At 62.9% G+C, this 17661-nt stretch carries 20 protein-coding genes and 1 tRNA gene; 14 read left to right on the top strand and 7 right to left on the bottom strand.

The annotated features are described in order from the left end of the window. Positions 1 to 41: 41 nt before the first annotated feature. The 4 genes from C266_RS16695 to acs form a co-directional block, all read right to left on the bottom strand. Positions 42 to 132 (bottom strand) — tRNA-Ser (locus tag C266_RS16695). A gap of 85 nt (positions 133 to 217) precedes the next feature. Continuing rightward, positions 218 to 2236 (bottom strand): sodium:solute symporter family protein, encoded by a 2019-nt coding sequence (locus C266_RS16700; RefSeq protein ID WP_010805750.1) that lies wholly within the window; start codon positions 2234 to 2236, stop codon positions 218 to 220. Then, positions 2233 to 2721, bottom strand: coding sequence for a DUF4212 domain-containing protein (locus C266_RS26955; RefSeq protein WP_010805749.1), 489 nt, complete (start codon positions 2719 to 2721; stop codon positions 2233 to 2235). Before C266_RS26955 ends, C266_RS16700 begins: the two co-directional genes overlap by 4 nt. Positions 2722 to 2742: 21 nt before the next feature. Next, positions 2743 to 4725, bottom strand: a complete 1983-nt coding sequence (gene acs / locus C266_RS16710; RefSeq protein ID WP_010805748.1) for an acetate--CoA ligase — start codon at positions 4723 to 4725, stop codon at positions 2743 to 2745. Positions 4726 to 4997: 272 nt separating this feature from the next. Here acs and C266_RS16715 point away from each other — a divergent pair, with 272 nt between their 5' ends. The 3 genes from C266_RS16715 (at position 4998) to C266_RS16725 (ending at position 7936) form a co-directional block, all read left to right on the top strand. Beyond that, positions 4998 to 5951, top strand: coding sequence for a DMT family transporter (locus tag C266_RS16715; RefSeq protein WP_081636349.1), 954 nt, complete (start codon positions 4998 to 5000; stop codon positions 5949 to 5951). Between the two features lie 218 nt (positions 5952 to 6169). Next, a complete protein-coding gene (locus tag C266_RS28440; RefSeq protein WP_371257156.1) occupies positions 6170 to 6397 on the top strand; it encodes a hypothetical protein in 228 nt (75 codons plus the stop codon). A gap of 15 nt (positions 6398 to 6412) precedes the next feature. Then, positions 6413 to 7936, top strand: coding sequence for a fumarate hydratase (locus tag C266_RS16725; RefSeq protein WP_010805745.1), 1524 nt, complete (start codon positions 6413 to 6415; stop codon positions 7934 to 7936). A 1-nt stretch (position 7937) separates the two neighbouring features. Here C266_RS16725 and C266_RS27800 read toward each other — a convergent pair whose 3' ends face one another. Next, positions 7938 to 8096 (bottom strand): hypothetical protein, encoded by a 159-nt coding sequence (locus C266_RS27800; RefSeq protein WP_168162929.1) that lies wholly within the window; start codon positions 8094 to 8096, stop codon positions 7938 to 7940. A 101-nt stretch (positions 8097 to 8197) separates the two neighbouring features. Here C266_RS27800 and bfr point away from each other — a divergent pair, with 101 nt between their 5' ends. From bfr to hemP, 10 genes are all read left to right on the top strand, one after another. After that, positions 8198 to 8677 (top strand): bacterioferritin, encoded by a 480-nt coding sequence (gene bfr, locus C266_RS16730; RefSeq protein WP_010805744.1) that lies wholly within the window; start codon positions 8198 to 8200, stop codon positions 8675 to 8677. Between the two features lie 112 nt (positions 8678 to 8789). Continuing rightward, positions 8790 to 9659, top strand: a complete 870-nt coding sequence (murI, locus tag C266_RS16735) for a glutamate racemase (RefSeq protein ID WP_010805743.1) — start codon at positions 8790 to 8792, stop codon at positions 9657 to 9659. Between the two features lie 113 nt (positions 9660 to 9772). Continuing rightward, a complete protein-coding gene (locus C266_RS16740) occupies positions 9773 to 10033 on the top strand; it encodes a bacterioferritin-associated ferredoxin (protein ID WP_010805742.1) in 261 nt (86 codons plus the stop codon). A gap of 384 nt (positions 10034 to 10417) precedes the next feature. After that, complete coding sequence (locus C266_RS16745; RefSeq protein WP_010805741.1) at positions 10418 to 11122, top strand: energy transducer TonB; 705 nt, start codon at positions 10418 to 10420, stop codon at positions 11120 to 11122. A 39-nt stretch (positions 11123 to 11161) separates the two neighbouring features. After that, the gene (locus tag C266_RS16750) at positions 11162 to 11899 is read left to right on the top strand and encodes a MotA/TolQ/ExbB proton channel family protein (protein ID WP_010805740.1); all 738 of its coding nucleotides are present in this window, start codon (positions 11162 to 11164) and stop codon (positions 11897 to 11899) included. A 27-nt stretch (positions 11900 to 11926) separates the two neighbouring features. Then, positions 11927 to 12352, top strand: a complete 426-nt coding sequence (locus C266_RS16755; protein ID WP_010805739.1) for a biopolymer transporter ExbD — start codon at positions 11927 to 11929, stop codon at positions 12350 to 12352. 238 nt (positions 12353 to 12590) lie between these two features. After that, complete coding sequence (locus C266_RS16760) at positions 12591 to 13487, top strand: pirin family protein (RefSeq protein ID WP_010805738.1); 897 nt, start codon at positions 12591 to 12593, stop codon at positions 13485 to 13487. A 158-nt stretch (positions 13488 to 13645) separates the two neighbouring features. Then, positions 13646 to 14056, top strand: a complete 411-nt coding sequence (locus tag C266_RS16765; protein WP_010805737.1) for an OsmC family protein — start codon at positions 13646 to 13648, stop codon at positions 14054 to 14056. Positions 14057 to 14125: 69 nt separating this feature from the next. Further along, complete coding sequence (locus tag C266_RS16770) at positions 14126 to 14596, top strand: SRPBCC family protein (RefSeq protein ID WP_010805736.1); 471 nt, start codon at positions 14126 to 14128, stop codon at positions 14594 to 14596. A 174-nt stretch (positions 14597 to 14770) separates the two neighbouring features. After that, positions 14771 to 15016 (top strand): hemin uptake protein HemP, encoded by a 246-nt coding sequence (hemP, locus tag C266_RS16775; RefSeq protein ID WP_010805735.1) that lies wholly within the window; start codon positions 14771 to 14773, stop codon positions 15014 to 15016. Between the two features lie 389 nt (positions 15017 to 15405). On the opposite strand, the gene C266_RS16780 is transcribed toward hemP, so the two are convergent. Both C266_RS16780 and C266_RS16785 read right to left on the bottom strand, forming a co-directional pair. Beyond that, positions 15406 to 15813, bottom strand: coding sequence for a heme-binding protein (locus tag C266_RS16780; protein ID WP_010805734.1), 408 nt, complete (start codon positions 15811 to 15813; stop codon positions 15406 to 15408). 118 nt (positions 15814 to 15931) lie between these two features. After that, positions 15932 to 16720 (bottom strand): YdcF family protein, encoded by a 789-nt coding sequence (locus C266_RS16785; RefSeq protein ID WP_010805733.1) that lies wholly within the window; start codon positions 16718 to 16720, stop codon positions 15932 to 15934. Positions 16721 to 16944: 224 nt separating this feature from the next. On the opposite strand from C266_RS16785, the gene C266_RS16790 reads away from it, so the two are divergent. Continuing rightward, the gene (locus C266_RS16790; RefSeq protein WP_010805732.1) at positions 16945 to 17604 is read left to right on the top strand and encodes a thiamine phosphate synthase; all 660 of its coding nucleotides are present in this window, start codon (positions 16945 to 16947) and stop codon (positions 17602 to 17604) included. The last annotated feature ends 57 nt before the right edge of the window (positions 17605 to 17661 follow it).

The following is a 17661-nucleotide window of genomic DNA, read 5'->3' on the forward strand; positions in this document are numbered from 1 at the left end:
ACGCGAAAGGGCTCCCTTGCGGGGAGCCCTTTAAACATCTGTGGCGGAGAGAGGGGGATTCGAACCCCCGATAGGCTATTAACCTATACACGCTTTCCAGGCGTGCGACTTAAACCGCTCATCCATCTCTCCTGAAGGTCGCGCATTATAGCAGATCGTCGGCAACATCCCATACCCTTTCGTGCGGACCCCGCAAAATTTCTTCGCGATCTCCTCGTTACGGACGGCGCAAATGGTCCACCAGATGCCTGTCCCGCGCGCTCGGACGTCCGCCCAGCAAGCTGAACACAATCGCCACCGCAAACCCCACCGGCACCCCGAACGCCCCCGCCGAAATCGGATCCACTCCCCACCAGCGCGCCCCAGCAAATCCCGTCAACCGCGTAAAGAACGGATACGTCGTCGTGATGTAGTACACGCACACCAATAACCCGCTCACCATCCCCGCCGTCGCTCCCAATCGCGTCGTACGCTTCCAAAACACCCCCAGCACCAATGCCGGGAACAAACACGACGCCGCCAACGAAAATGCCGCACCCACCAGAAATAAGATATTTCCAAGCTTCAACGACGTGACATATGACGCAAACATCGCCACGCACAGTAACAAGATCTTCGACGTCGTTACCCGCTTCTGGCTCGATGCATTCCTGTCCACCATGTGGAAATAGACGTCGTGCGACAACGCATTCGCAATCGTCAGCAGCAACCCGTCCGCCGTCGACAACACCGCCGCCAACGCCCCCGCCGCCACCAACCCCGAAATGACATACGGCAACCCCGCGATCTCCGGTCCGGCCAACACCAGCATGTCCGGCTGCATCCAGATCTCACCCCACTGCACCACCCCGTCGCGATATACGTCCGAGATGTCCAACTGCACCGGCGTCGCATGACGCCATTGCGTCACCCACCCCGGCAGATTCTCATATCGCGCACCCACCAGATGCAGCAGCATGTCGTACTTGAGCATCACCGCCAATGCCGGCGCACTCACATACAACAACGCCACGAAGAACAACGTCCACCCCACCGAACTGCGCGCGCCCTGCACCGTCGCTGTTGTGCCATAGCGCGTCAAAATATGCGGCAAGCTCGCCGTGCCGATCATCAGGCACACCATCAGCAACAGGAAGTTCAAACGCTGCGAACTGCGTGTCGTGTCGTCTCGCGCCGGAAACGGCTCCGTCATCGCATGGGGCGGCTCGCTGCGCTCAACATACTGATTACGCATCTCCAGCCACTGGTTTTGCGCCTCACCCACGTCGCGCGGGAAAGCATCAAGCTTCGTTTCAAGCACCTTCACGTCGCGCAACGGCCCATTTCGACGCTTGGTATCCAGCAACTGCCGCTCCAGTTCCGCACGCTCGCTATAGAAGCTGTCCGGCAAGCCATCCAGACGACGCTGCATCTGCTCCGCCTGCTCGCGGTAATAATCCCGCACCTCGCGCTCCGGCACCGATTGCTGGATCTCTCGCTCCAACGCCTCAACCTTCGCCAACGCCTCGCCATAAGCGAACTGCGGAAACCAGCCATTGCCCGTCTGATGACCAATCATGGCCGTCGGCACCAGGAACGCGGTAATCATGATGATGTACTGCGCGACCTGCGTCCAAGTCACAGCGCGCATGCCCCCCAGGAACGAGCAAACCAGAATGCCCGCCAACCCGAAAAAGATGCCGATAGTGAACTCGACACCAATGAATCGCGACGCAATCAGACCCACGCCCTGAATCTGCGCCACGAGATAAACGAACGAACACAGAATCGTCGAGAACACGCCCAGCGCCCGCACCAGATTGCTGTCGTATCGCGTGCCGAGAAAATCCGGCACCGTGTAACGCCCCATCTTGCGCAAATACGGCGCCAGCAGGAACGCCACCAGGCAATACCCCCCCGTCCATCCCATGACGTACGCAAGGCCGTCGTAACCCGACACGTACAGCGATCCCGCCAGCCCCATGAACGACGCCGCACTCATCCAGTCCGCCGCACACGCCATGCCATTGAACATCGGCGGCACACGTCGACCCGCAACGTAGTACTCCGTCGCGTCAGAGGTCCGGGAGATCAAACCGATCACCGCGTAGACGGCAATCGTTACGAACAGAAAGGCATAGCCGATCCACACGCCCGGACCATTGACCCGCTCAAGCAAGCCAATCATCAGCACGAACGCAAGAAAGCCCGCCGTGTAATACAGGTAGTAGCGCAGCAGTCTGCGCGTGAAACTCATCGGTGAGTCGGCGCCGAAACGGCGCGAGAGGAAGCACTTCTCGATGTTGCGGGCACCGCCGACTGGCCCAGCCCGGCACCGTCAGGCCCCAGACTGTCGCGATGGGCATCGCGCAATGCGTGCAACTCACGGTGGTAGCGGGCGTCATTGCGACGCTGCCGCCACGCATAAACGACGATCAGTCCGATGTCGATCAGGATCGAACCCTGCGCGCCCATGTAGAACGGCAGCGGCCACCCGGCTACCCGCAGCGACGCCCACTCGCGCGCCCAGAACTGCGGCACGAACGTCGTCACGAAGCCGATCACCATGAGGACCGCCACCAGCCGCAACGTGCGCCACCAGTGACGCGACGCAATGCCAGCCGCGGCCCCATGCCAATCGACATCGGGCCGCGGACCGCCGGAAGCAGCGTCCGGCAGCGACCCGCCGACGCGCATCGTGTCAGCCGTGCCGGCCGCGCCGGTCGGCGAGCGATTTGCCATAGCAGGCCGGGTACCGCGCGCTCACTGCGCCTGCTTGAGTTGCTCCAGAATGGCCGGATTCTCAAGCGTGGACGTGTCCTGCGTGATTTCCTCGCCCTTCGCAATCACACGCAACAAACGGCGCATGATCTTGCCCGAGCGGGTCTTCGGCAAGTTGTCCCCGAAACGGATGTCCTTCGGCTTGGCGATCGGCCCGATCTCCTTGCCCACCCAGTTACGCAGTTCAAGCGCCAGTTGCTTGGCCTCGTCACCCGTCGGCCGCGAACGCTTGAGCACCACGAACGCGACGATGGCCTCGCCCGTCGTGTCGTCCGGACGCCCCACCACCGCAGCCTCCGCCACGATCGGGTTCGCCACCAGCGCCGACTCGATCTCCATCGTGCCCATGCGGTGCCCCGAGACGTTCAGCACGTCGTCGATACGGCCCATGATCGTGAAGTAACCGGTCTTGGCATCGCGAATCGAACCATCGCCCGCAAGATAGATCTTGCCGCCCAGCTCCGACGGGAAGTAGCTCGACTTGTAACGCTCCGGGTCCCCCCAGATCGTCCGGATCATCGCCGGCCACGCACGCTTGATCACCAGCATGCCGCCCTGACCGTTCGGCACGTCCTGCCCGGTTTCATCGACAATCGCCACCGCAATGCCCGGCAGACCCAGCGTGCACGAACCCGGCACCAACGGCGTCGCGCCCGGCAGCGGCGTGATGATGTGACCGCCCGTCTCCGTCTGCCACCACGTGTCGACGATGGGGCAACGCCCTCCACCCACGTTCTCGTAGTACCACATCCACGCTTCCGGGTTGATCGGCTCACCGACCGACCCGAGAATGCGCAGCGACGACAGGTCGTATTTTTTCGGATGCACCTCAGGCGTCTGCTCAGCCGCCTTGATCAGCGACCGGATCGCCGTCGGCGCGGTGTAGAACACCGTCACCTTGTGACGGCCGATCATCTCCCAGAAACGGCCAGCGTTCGGGTACGTCGGCACGCCTTCGAACACGACTTGCGTCGCACCCACGGCCAACGGGCCATAAGCGATGTACGTGTGACCGGTAATCCAGCCGATGTCGGCCGTACACCAGAAAACGTCGTCCGGCTTGATATCGAACGTCCACTGCATGGTGAGCGACGCCCACAGCAGGTAGCCGCCGGTGCTGTGCTGCACCCCCTTCGGCTTGCCCGTCGAGCCCGACGTATAAAGGATGAACAGCGGATGCTCCGCGCCAACCCACTCGGGTTCGCACTGGTCCGGCTGGCCCGCGACGAGGTCCTGCAGCACTTCGTCTCGACCGGCCTGCATCTTGACGTTACCGCCGGTGCGGCGGTAGACGATCACAGACTTCACATGGTCGCAGCCGCCCATCTCGAGCGCTTCGTCGACGATGGCCTTCAGCGGCAATGCCTTGCCGCCGCGCATCTGCTCGTCAGCCGTGACGATGGCCACCGCGCCGGCGTCGATCACGCGCTCGTTGAGCGACTTGGCCGAGAAGCCGCCGAACACCACCGAGTGCGTCGCGCCGATACGCGCACACGCCTGCATGGCGACCACGCCTTCGACCGACATCGGCATGTAAATGACCACGCGGTCACCCTTCTTCACCCCCTTGGCCTTGAGCGCATTGGCGAAACGGCTCACGCGCGCCAGCAGGTCGCGATAGGTGACGGGCGTCACCGTGCCGTCATCGGATTCGAAAAGAATGGCGTTCTTGTCGCCCAAACCCGCCGCGATCTGACGATCCAGGCAGTTGTACGAAGCGTTGATCTGACCATCTTCGAACCACGTATAGAATGGGGCGTTGGTCTCGTCGAGGACTTTGGTGAACGGCTTGTGCCAGGCCAGATTCTCGCGCGCCTGACGCGCCCAGAATCCCTCGTAATCTTTCTCGGCCTCGGCGCACAGCGCCTCATAGGCCGGCATGCCGGAGATGTTCGCTTTGGCGACCAGCGCCTGCGGTGGCGCGAAGACGCGCTGCTCCTGCAATACCGATTCAATTGCTGCCATGAGTTGTCCCCTCTTATGGATATGCAAAAACGATTGCAATCAAGCCTAAACAAATCGCTAACGTCACATTAAGACGAGCGACTTACTAACGCCTTACACTGCTGCATCCGAGTTCCGCGCCCCCCGTGCGGGACTCACGCGAACGCATTACCGCATGACAACAGACTGTGGCGTATTCGCTACAATCCTACCCGTATCAACCCCGTCTCGCCACCCCGGACTCGCCCGGAGCCCCCGTGAATTCGACATCTCCGCCTCAACCGTCCGCCGACATTCCCTCAGCGCCCTCGGCCACCGAGCGCGTCTTTGCCCGTTTTCCGAGCTTCGCGCTGGCCCTCGCGATGACCTTCGTGGGTATCAACGTCGGCATCGGCAAAACAATGGTCGCCGTCATGCCCGTGGCCGCCTTCGCCCTGTGGCGCTTCGTGATCGCCGTCATCGCCCTCGCCCCCCGCTACCGGCCAGCCGCCATGCGACGCGTGACGCGCAGCCAATGGGGACACCTCTTCGTGCAAACGTTCTTCGGCACGTTCCTCTTCACCCTGCTCATGCTCTCGGGCGTGCGGATGACGACGGCCACCGCCGCCGGCGTCATCACCGCCACGTTGCCCGCCTGCGTGGCGCTACTGTCGTGGGCGGTGCTGCGCGAACACCCGTCGCGGCGCACGTTGGTGAGCGTTGCGCTCGCGATTGCCGGTGTGGCGCTGCTGAACCTCTCTCGCGACGACGCGCACGGCGCCGGCGCCTCCGAGGCAGGCAACGCATGGCTCGGCAACGCCCTCGTGCTGGGCGCCGTCGTGTGCGAAGCCATCTACGTGATCGTCTCGAAGCGGCTCGCCGCAGAATTGTCCGCCATCGATATCTGCGCCTATACGCATCTGATAGGCGGCGTGCTGATGCTGCCGCTCGGCGTGGTCGGGCTGATGGCCGTGGATTACGCGTCGCTCACCCCCGGCCATTGGGCGCTCATCGTCTGGTACGGCCTCGCCGCCAGCGTGTTCTCGTTCTTCCTGTGGATGCGCGGCATTCGACACGTCAGTGCACAACTGGCAGGGGTCTTCACCGCCATGGTGCCCGTGGCCGCCACGGCGTACGGCGTGATCTTTCTGAGCGAGCGGCTGACGGTGGCGCAGGGCGCTGCACTGGCCCTGACGGTGGCCGGGATCGTGCTCGCCGCGTTGCCGTCCGCCGGGACGCGCAAAACGCTATTGCCGGCCCGGGACTGAATCGGACACGGCGTCCCCGGCAAGACGTTGTAAAATGCCCGCCATGCCGATTTTTGCGACGCGCCATCCGTGACGTTTCAGCGGTAAGCGCGTTGCCCGGTGGTTTCGCATTTGCTTTGCGTATTTGATAACTACAGCCTGCGGCCGTCATCGCAGGCTTATGCCTCCACTCCGTCAAAATAGCCATGTCGACTCCCGGCCGCCCGTCCGACGCGCCGATGCGCCCCTTGCCCCGCGTCATTTTCTTCAGCCGCTGGCGCCAACTGCCGCTGTACCTGGGCCTGATCGACGTGGTGATGATCTCGAACCTGCTCGTCATGGTGATCATTCACCGTGCCTTCCTGCTTTCCGCCGCCGTCGTGGCGTTCGTCAACAAGATGACGAACGACAGCCACCCCCCGGTGTACGCGACCCCGCAAGTCCTCACCCATACCAGTCCCCACTAAGTCGAGAGCCGTTTCATGTCTACCGTCATTAAAGAAGACGACGTCATTCAGAGCGTCGCCGGTGCCCTGCAGTACATCAGCTACTACCATCCGGAAGATTACATCCAGGCGCTGGGCCGCGCCTTTGATGCTGAACAAAGCCCCGCCGCGAAGGACGCCATCGCGCAAATCCTGACCAACAGCCGCATGTGTGCCGAAGGCCGCCGCCCGCTGTGCCAGGACACCGGCATCGTGACGGTGTTCGTGAAGGTCGGCATGAACGTGCGCTGGGATGCCAAGCGCAGCCTCACCGACATGATCAACGAAGGCGTGCGTCAGGCTTACCTGCACCCGGACAACGTGCTGCGCGCCTCGATCGTGGCGCCGCCCGAAGCCGGCCGCAAGAACACGAAGGACAACACGCCCGCCGTCATCCATTACGAAATCGTGGAAGGCGACAAGGTCGACATTACGGTCGCGGCCAAGGGCGGCGGCTCGGAGAACAAGTCGAAGTTCGTGATGCTCAATCCGTCCGACTCGATCGTCGACTGGGTCGTGAAGACCGTGCCGACGATGGGCGCCGGCTGGTGCCCGCCGGGCATGCTCGGCATCGGTATCGGCGGCACGGCGGAAAAAGCCATGGTGCTCGCCAAGGAATCGCTCATGGACCCGATCGATATCCATGACGTAATCAAGCGCGGCCCGCAGAACTGGAACGAAGAACTGCGTATCGAGCTGTTCGAGAAGGTCAACGCCCTCGGTATCGGCGCACAAGGCCTGGGCGGTCTGGCCACCGTGCTTGACGTGAAGATCCTCGACTATCCGACGCACGCCGCGTCCAAGCCGGTCGCCATGATCCCGAACTGTGCGGCCACGCGCCACGCACACTTCACGCTGGACGGCTCGGGCCCGTCGTTCCTTGCCGCACCGTCGCTCGACGCCTGGCCGAACGTGCACTGGGCACCGAACACCGAGACGAGCAAGCGCGTCGATCTGGACACGCTCACGCCGGAAGAAGTCGCAAGCTGGAAGCCGGGCCAGACCCTGCTGCTCTCGGGCAAGATGCTCACGGGCCGCGACGCCGCCCACAAGCGCATCGCCGACATGATCGCCCGCGGCGAACCGCTGCCGGTCGACTTCAAGGGCCGCGCCATTTACTACGTCGGCCCGGTCGATCCGGTGCGCGACGAAGTCGTCGGCCCGGCAGGTCCGACCACGTCCACGCGTATGGACAAGTTCACCGACATGATGCTGTCGAAGACGGGGCTCACCGTCATGATCGGCAAGTCGGAACGTGGCCCGGCCGCCATCGAAGCCATCAAGAAGCACAAGGCTGCGTACCTGATGGCGGTCGGCGGTGCCGCTTACCTCGTCTCCAAGGCGATTCGTGCCGCGCGCGTGCTGGCCTTCGAAGACCTCGGTATGGAAGCGATCTACGAGTTCGACGTCAAGGACATGCCGGTGACCGTGGCCGTCGATTCGACCGGCGTGTCGGTGCACCAGACGGGCCCGAAGGAATGGCAAGCCAAGATCGGCAAGATTCCGGTCGCGGCCGAGTAATTCAGGCCAGCAGAACAGCAACACAGGCTGCACGAGACCCGCAAAGGGCCTCGTCGGCCCGCAGGACCCAGCCCGGCATCGACCGGGCTTTTTTTACACCGGCGCCGCCTTGCGCCACGTCGATGTCGCGTCGATGGACGCGAATGGATTGCATTTCCATTCGCACCTCGGTTCACGAAAAGCCTTGCGAAGCTTGGCTTCCCGGCCTTTTCAGGCTACGCTTCAACCGCTCGCAAATTGCATGAAAAACAGGGATCCGAAATGAAAGGCGACAAGAAAGTCCTCGAACTCCTCAACGCACAGCTCACGAACGAACTGACGGCGATCAACCAGTACTTTCTGCACGCCCGGATGTACAACCACTGGGGTCTCAACAAACTCGGCAAGCACGAATATGACGAGTCCATCGGCGAAATGAAGCACGCCGACAAGCTGATCGAACGCATCTTCATGCTCGACGGCCTGCCCAACCTGCAAGACCTGCACAAGCTGCTCATCGGCGAGGACACGCTGGAAATCCTGAAGTGCGATCTGAAGCTCGAATGCCTCTCGCAGAAGACCTGCAAGGAAGGTGTCGCGCATTGCGAAAGCGTGAAGGACTTCGTCTCGCGTGAAATCTTCAACGAGATCCTGCACGACACCGAAGAACACATCGACTGGCTCGAAACGCAGATCGAACTGGTCGGCAAGGTCGGTCTTCAGAACTACCAGCAGTCGGGCATGGCGTCGTTCGAAGAATAAGCCCGTCACTCCCCACAAGACACATAACAGGCGCATCGCCGGGTCAGTATCGGCCGGCAAGGTTTGCGCTAGAATTTCGGGGCCGGCATTTGCCGGCCCTTTTTCATTTGCCATGCCCTCCAACGCGCCGATTGGCGTCTTCGATTCCGGCCTCGGTGGCCTGTCGGTCCTTCAGGCCGTACGCGCCCTGCTCCCCCATGAGTCGCTGCTCTACGTGGCCGACTCGCGCTTCGCCCCCTACGGCGAACGCCCCGATTCGTTCATCGAACAACGCAGCCTCGCGATCGGCGGGTGGCTGCGAGAGCGCGGCGCCAAGGCGCTCGTCGTTGCCTGCAACACGGCAACGGCGCATGGGGTGGCAGCGCTGCGCGCCGACGCGTCGTGGCCGGTCGTCGGCGTCGAACCCGGCATCAAGCCTGCCGCAGCGGCATCGCGCAGTGGTGTCATCGGTGTGCTCGCCACAGCCGCTACGCTGCGTAGCGCCCGGTTCGCGGATCTGCTCGCGCGTCACACTGCGCAGGGGCAACGCTTCCTTTGCCAGCCGGGCCACGGGCTTGTCGAGCGCATCGAAGCCGGCGACGTCGACTCCCCAACGGTCATGGCGCTTCTCGACCGCTTCATCGAGCCGATGGTGGCGCAAGGCGCCGACACGCTCGTACTCGGCTGCACCCACTACCCGTTCCTGATCCCCGCCATCCAGCGACGCTTCGGCACGGCCCTCACCCTCGTCGACACAGGCGCCGCCATTGCCCGCCAGCTTCAGCGACGTCTTGAAACCGATGGGCTGAAGGCTTCCCAACCGTCAGACGGACGCGGCAGTCTGCAACTGATGACGACCGCCAACGCGGAAGCGCTGCAAACCATGGCAGATCGGCTGCTGCCCAACGCCCCCCGCGTACAAACAGTTGAAATTGACGGGATCGCGCCGCACGGCCCGGCCTGTCTGGATCGGCCGCCGAACCTTCCCATCATTCCCGCTTAAAACCGCCGACGTATATCCCTGCGCGGACTATGGGATAGGTCGATGGGGCTTGCAAAACACTAGGTCTTGAATAATAATTATTCTCATTAGTGTTACATTTTGACGTTTTCACCATGATCGTCTGTGTCTGCAAATCCGTTTCCGAGCGCCAGATCAAGGCTTGTCTCGACGCTGGCGCCTCCACGATGGAAGATCTCCAGATCGACCTCGGCGTTGCACTGTGCTGCGGCAAGTGCGGGCCGTACGTTCAGGAGATGGTGTCGGGTGCCACGCCGTGCTGCGGCCGCTCGTGCGGGGGCTGCTGTCAATCCGCGCAGGTTGAAACCTCGACCGAAGCCGTGGTCGTGACACGAGAATTCGCACTGGCGGCATAATCGCTGCCAGCACGTTCGGCGAAGGCGAAACTTCACCCGTATCATCCATGTCGATATCACCGTCATGACCGGAGTTCGTCCGGATCACGACGGCTACGGAGCCAGCCAGGCGTCTCGCAGACGTCATGCGCCAGCCAGCGATTCGTCACCCTGGAGGTGTCCGATGGAACTCCTGATTGGCTTTGTCTCGACGCTATGCTTGTCTTTTTTTCTGTTTAGAAGGTGAGTGCAAGCCCGGTGCTTTTACTCACTGCGTTCGCCGACCGCGCCCCTTGGCGCGGTTTTCCTTTGATCGTACGTCCGGCCCTCCCGAACTCCGAGGCTTCGCACACCGCGCTTGCCTCATCGTTCACCGCCGCAATTTAGCGTACCCTAGCCGTTATCATGTCGACCGCCGTGCCCCCATCTGGCCTTGCGCTCACGCAGATCCAAGATCCGCTGACGTCGCCGCGCGCCATCGCGATCGCGGCTGCGATCGTCGTCCTTCACATTGCCGCCTTGGTCGGTCTGTCGCACCTGCGCAGCGACCCCGAGAAGGCAACGATCGAACCGACGACATTTACCGCCACGATTATTCCGCTCACGCCCGCGCCAACGCCACCGCAACCCGCGCCGCCCAAACCACAGCCGGAACCGCCGAAACCGAAGGTCGCACAGCCGCTGCCCAAGCCGCGCGAGCAACCGAAGAACGCCATCACCCAGAAGGCCGAACCGGTCGCACCGCCGCAGCAGCAAGTCGAACCGGTACAAAACGCCGCGCCGACGCCCCCCGCCCCGCCCGCACCGGCCCCGGCACCCGCGCCGTCGGGTCCGATCGAAGGGCTCGCCGTCAAATGCGAAGAACCGCGTACGGTCTATCCTACGCAGTCACGTCGCGTTGGCGAGGAAGGCACCGTCACGTTGCGTCTCGTGATCGACACCCGCGGTGTGGTCTCGAGCGCCAATGTCGTCAAATCGAGCGGCTTCCCCCGTCTCGATCAGGCCGCCCGCACCGCTGCACTGGCGATGCGCTGCGCGCCCCCGATGCAAAACGGCCGAGCGGTGGAAGCCGCGGCGACCAAACCGTTTAATTTCAATCTGAACGATTAACGTCACGATTTACGAACTGGATCTCCCGAGGAACGCAAAATGCAAGAGTATGGTTTGAGTCACGTCTGGGCGCAGGGCGATTTCGTCACCCGCGCGATCGCGATCGTGCTGTTGGTGATGTCGGTGCTGTCCTGGACCGTCATCATCATCAGGGGCACGCAAGTCTTCCGCCTGAGCCGCCTGACGCGCACCGCCGAGCCGGACTTCTGGCACTCGGAGAACTTCTCCGCCGGTTTGCAGAAGCTGGGCGAATCCGGTCAGAACAACCCGTTCCTCGCCCTCGCCCTCGCCGGTCAGGACGCCGCTGAACATCACCGCCAAAGCCAGCCGCATCTGCACGACAAGATGGACGTGAGCGACTGGATCACGCGCGCACTGAAGAACTCGGTGGACGACACGGTTTCGCGTCTGCAAAGCGGTCTGGCCATGCTGGCATCGATCGGCTCGACCTCGCCGTTCGTTGGCCTGTTCGGTACGGTGTGGGGTATCTATCACGCCCTGCTGGCCATCGGCGCATCGGGTCAGACGACCATCGACAAAGTGGCTGGCCCTGTGGGTGAGGCGCTTATCATGACCGCCTTCGGTCTGTTCGTCGCGATTCCCGCAGTGCTGGGCTTCAACGCACTGACACGCGCCAACAAGGGCATCGTCTCGAAGCTCAACCGCTTCGCCCACAGCCTGCACGGTTACTTCCTGACCGGCGCCAGCCTGCACTCGACGCAGTTCGCGACCAACATCACGCCGGTGCGTAAGTCCACGCCGGCCAGCGCCAGCTAAGCGGCAGCGCAAAGGAAGGAGTTCGCTATGGCTATGGGTTCATACAGCAGCGACGACGGTGCCGATGACGCCATGATGAGCGAGATCAACATGACGCCGCTCGTCGACGTCATGCTGGTGTTGCTGATCATCTTCATCGTGACGCTGCCGGTGCTCAATCACGCGGTCAAGCTCGACTTGCCGCAGGCGAGCAGCCAGCCCGAAGACACCAAACCAGCCAAGGTCGACCTGTCGATCCAGGCCGACGGCACCGTCTTCTGGGACAAGCAGGCCATCGACGACGCCACGCTCAAGGCGCGTCTGGCGCAGGCCGCCGCAGCGCAGCCGCAACCGGAACTGCATCTGTTCGCCGATAAGAACGTGCGTTACGAAAGTGTCGCGAAGTTGCTCTCGGAAGCCCAGACGGCAGGGGTGACCAAACTCGGGTTCGTGACCGAGCCGGCGGCCAAGTAAGTCCGGCCGATCCACGAATCGCAGAAGGAAAGCGCGGTGCTCGCCACCGCGCTTTTTTTCGTCCCTGAGATTCTCGAATCGCGCAACGCACCAGCGTTTTCCCGATATTGTTCCAATCGGGTAACAATCCTTCCTGTGTTGCGGGCTACTCCCGATGGCATTTACCCCGATATAGTTTGGGCATGACATTGGACGCAAGACGCCATCTCGGCGCCCGTCCCCACAGGAGATTTCCCCCATGAGCACTCCCTACGCCCGCCCGGTCGCCCGCGTCTTCACGGCAGCGCAAACGCAGGAAGGCGCCGGTTTCCACGTCAATCGTCCGTTCCCGACCCGCATGCTGGCGGACTTCGATCCGTTCCTGCTGCTCGACGAGATGGGCCCGATGCAAGTCGCCCCCGGTGATGCCAAGGGTGCGCCCGACCACCCGCACCGCGGCTTCGAGACCGTGACGTACCTGCTTGCCGGCGAGATGGAGCATCGTGACTCGCAAGGTCACGCAGGCAAGCTCACGCCCGGCGACGTGCAGTGGATGACGGCAGGCGCCGGCGTCATTCACTCGGAGATGCCCTCGCAAGCCTTCCAGCAGCGTGGCGGCGAGATGCATGGCTTTCAGCTCTGGGTGAACCTGCCGCGCACCGACAAGATGATGACGCCGCGCTATCAGGAACTGCCTGCGGCGGGCATCCCGAGCGCGACGAGCGACAACGGCAAGGTCTCGGTGCGTGTGATCGCAGGCGAAGCGTTGGGCACGCGTGCCGCCATCGAGACACGCACCCCGATCCTGTATCAGCACTTCACGCTGCAACCTCAGGCCTTGCTCGATCACCCGGTGCCCGCGGACTTCAACGTGTTCGCCTACGTGATTGATGGTGAGGGGCATTTCGGTGCCGATGCCTCGCTCGCAAAGACCCATCAAATGGTCGTCTTCGGCAACGAGGGGGAAGGCGTCACGGTGCGCAACGATAGCGACAAGCCGCTGTCGTTCCTGCTGATCGGCGGCAAGCCGCTGGGCGAGCCGGTCGCACGTTACGGCCCGTTCGTCATGAACACGGAAGGCGAAATCCGTCAGGCTATTCTCGACTTCCAGGCGGGCCGGATGGGACGCATTCCCGCCTCGGGTTCCGCCACCTGAATCTGGGCCGGCGGGAAGGCCCCGCCGTTCACACCTGCTCGGCCAAATTGGGTCACAATGGCACGCAGAGTGCGTTGTGGCCCGATGGCTTTGCCGGGCCGTGTTTGTCATCTCTCGACACGTTTCATGACGTGCATCGAGCCCCTACAGGAGTTGCCATGGCCGCAGACGCGATTGTCACCGCCCATTTGGGCGCCGCAGGTTTCACCACTCATCTCACGGACGGCAAGCACGAATGGAGCGCCGACGAGCCTGCAACGCTCGGCGGTGCCGATCTGGGCCCTGTCCCGGCGGCGTTGCTGTTGTCCAGTCTCGGTGCTTGCACGTCGATTACGTTGCAGATGTATGCACGTCGCAAGGAGTGGCCGCTCAAGGACGTGAAGGTGACGCTCGCGATGAACCCTGACGGCAAACCGCCCGCCGGGACAACGCAGATCACCCGCAAGATCGAACTGGCAGGTGATTTGTCGGAAGAGCAACGTCAGCGCCTCTTGGAAATTGCCAACGCGTGCCCAATTCACAAGGTGTTGTCGGGCACCATCGCCATCGACAGTACATTGGTCGAGTAATAGCATCCGGCGCATTGCCGGCATGTCGTCACGACACGCCAGCCGTCATCGATTGAAGGGGAAATTTTCTTGCAGTACGAACACCTGATCGAGGTCAACGACCTCCTGAATCCGCTGGCCTTCGCGCTCACGCGCGACCAACTCTGGCGTGGCCTCGTGCTGCGCGCCGAGCAGCCGGAATCTTTCGTGCTGGGACTCGACGAGTGCATCGTGCACGAACGCACCGACGACACGCTCACCCGAGAGCTGCGCTTTGGGCAAGCCGTGGTGCACGACCGGGTCGTCTTCGACGCCCAGCAGTCCGTGCGCTATGAAACGGCAGCCACCGAGCAGCACGCCGGCGGCACCCTCACGATGCGTATCGAAGAGCCGACACCGACGCACTACTTCGTGCGCTTCACCTACAGCACGACGCTGCCGGAAGACGCCGCCACCGCCGACACGCGTTACAGCGAGTTCGTGAAATCCGCTTACCGCGAGGCCGACATCGACACGATTGGGCAGATCCGCGCGCTCGCCGAGCAGGGCGCACTGGGCTGAACGGCCGGGAGCCGCCTCAGGCAGACCATTTGCCGGATGGTGACATCCACCGTCCGGCAAAGCGGCGTTTAGCCAAAATCTATGCGAAAAAAACAGCAATAACCAAATTTAAATATAAATGGGAATGATTCTCATTTAATATTCATCTCACAGTCAGCCACACGGATGAGCGAGATGACCGCAAGCCCCCCCACTGCCCGCCAGACCCAGCCCGCTACGGCGCCGCGCCGCACCACCTTGTCGGTGTCGCGCACGCAAGTGGCTAGCCCGGCGGCAGAAAAGCCGGCCAGCCACGCCACGGGCCGAGTGCTGACCAGCGATCACCTGCTGCAAGGCACGCAATGTGTGAATATCCTGCACAACGGACAGACATATCAGTTGCGCGCCACGCGTTATGGCAAGTTGATTCTGACGAAGTAAGACGCCGGAGTTGTGACGAATTTTGGCGGCGGCATGACCACGACCGTGCCGTCGCCTTCACCGAGTTTTGTGGGGACCACCTCGCCTAAGAGGTGTTTGGCAGTAGCCAGCGAACGCAACGCGATCCCATGTAGTTACGGCAAGCCCCTCTCTACCTGCGTTGCACGCCAGCCAAGCCGCTTTTTTTGTCCATCCACTCGGGTTTCATTGATGTTCTCCTCGTGGCCCAGCCTGCCAAGCCTCAGGCGAGGCCATCCGGCCTGACAAGCCTTTGCCCCGTCCTCCCGGACGGGGTTTTCTTTTGATATGCGAAAAAAATCGCCGACTTACGTCAGCGATTTTTTATCCTTCCGGTGCCGAACAAAGCCCCGGACGCACCACCGCGCCGATCAGGCGCCGGTCACGGCCGCAATGCCCGCGCGGGCGATCTGCGCGTCTTGCGCCGACTTCACGCCCGACACCCCGACCGCACCAATGACGTTGCCATCGACGATGATCGGCACACCGCCCTCGAGCATCGCGGTGTTCGGCGCGCTCAGGAACGCAAAGCGCCCGCCATTGATCATTTCCTCGAACGCACCGCTTTCACGACGGCCGACCGCCGAGGTCTGCGCTTTGCCCAGCGACATCATGGCGGTACTGGGGGCTGCGCCATCCATACGATGCAACGACAGGGCATGGCCACCGTCATCGACGACCGTGATGCATACGTTCCAGCCATTGGCGGTAGCTTCGGCCACGGCAGCGGCGTTGATCTTCTGCACGTCTTCAACGCTCAGAACTGCTTTCGTCTTCATACGTCTCTCTCGTTTAAGGTTGGCAATTCAGGAAGCCTCGCCAACGCGGGGCTCCGGACAATTCATCTTCGTGCCTACGATGCCGGTGCTTCGTGACATTGTGCGGATACCGCGCGGGTCAGTGCCCCACCGTCAGGCCCATCCATTCGCGCAACGCTTGATGCGTAGTGCGCAGGCCACCAACGGTCGGCCACCAGCCTGGGACGATATCCGGCTCGAACGCGTTCGCATTGCAGCACGGTGCCGGTACCACCGTGAGTCCGGCACGTTCGAACTGGTCGCGGGCACGGCGCATATGCCATGTGTTCGTGACCAGATAGATGCGCGATACGCCAGCGTTAGTCAGCATACTCGCGCTAAAAGCGGCGTTTTGCGCCGTATTCAATGATTGCGCTTCTATCCAGCGCACGGGTACACCGAACTCTTCCGTCGCAATCTGCGCCATAACGCGCGCCTCGACAGCTTCGCCCGTCGGACTGCCCCCCGAGACAAGCACCGGCAACTGCGCCCGGCGTGCGAGAAACGCACCGTAACGCACGCGGCCCAGGGTGGCATCGCTGGCGTCAGCGCCGTTTGCACGGCCGAATTCCGGCGCGTGAAGGCTCGACCCACCGCCGAGGATCACCACGGCTTGCGGCAGCTTCGCGGTAGCGTCAGGCGCCTGACGCGCAGCGTCGAGCGCCTTGAGATCGATCGCAGTCCCGACCTCTAGCGGATAGGCCAGTTGCCGGCCGAACCAAGGCATCCCCTGCACCCAAAGCGCCAGCACGGCAGCGACTGCCAACGTCTTGCCGACGCGCGGCCAGCGCCGCCAGACGACGAGCGCAAGCCCTGCAAGCACCAACACATTGACCGGTGGCAGGAACAGACTGACGAGAAGGTTGCGGGCGAGCCAATCGAAGGGCATCCGGCGAGTGTACTGGACTGCACTACGAAGTGCACCTTTTCTCTATGACATTTCTCGCCTGATAGGGGCTAGGTATGCGTACGTGGAAAAGCAAGCGCGCCGCCTCCGTACTTTCCTCGAGACGTTCGTCCCGGCATTCCGGTTACACTGCGCGCATACCTGCCGCTACCGCGGATTCAGCAGATTCCGCCTACCGCCTGTCGATGCCCACTCATCCCGCCGGAATGTCACGCACGAGCGCCGTTGCGAACGACGCCTCATCCCCCGCTCAGATTCCCCTGCCCCGCCAGCTTCTGGTGACGCCCGATATCGCATCGCGCACACAGATCGCCACGTTTGCGTCGCAGCTCGCGCAAGCGCTCGCGCGCGGCACGCGTCTGGTGCAGCTTCGCAATCGGTCGCTCGATGCAGACGGCTATCGTGCCCTGGCTGAGAGTGCGTTGGCGTTGACGCATGCGGCTGGCGCGCAACTCATCCTCAATCCGCCGCACGACGTCGCGGATCTCTGGCTGGACGCCACGAACGGCGTGCATGCCGGCACTGTACCGCTGGCGGACGGCTGGCACCTGACCAGCGCGCGGCTCATGGCCTGCCACGAGCGTCCGGCGGGCTGGAAGGTCGTGAGCGCCGCCTGCCACGACGCCGCACAACTCGCGCACGCCACGCGTCTGGGACTCGACTTGGTAACGCTGTCGCCGGTGCTCGCCACTGCGACGCATCCCGACGCCACACCGCTCGGCTGGCCCGCGTTCACCGCACTCGCCGCACAGACGTCGCTGCCGGTGTTCGCCCTCGGCGGCATGCGCGCCGACATGTTGACGAGCGCTCGCCATGCCGGGGCCTACGGCATCGCGGCGATACGTGCCTTCTGGCCGTCTGCCTGACGCCTCCCCCACGAACCACGATCCGCAAGCCACCATCGTCAGCAGTCGCGGCAGCAC

Source organism: Pandoraea sp. SD6-2, from assembly GCF_000389825.1.
GTDB classification, from domain to species: Bacteria; Pseudomonadota; Gammaproteobacteria; order Burkholderiales; family Burkholderiaceae; genus Pandoraea; species Pandoraea communis.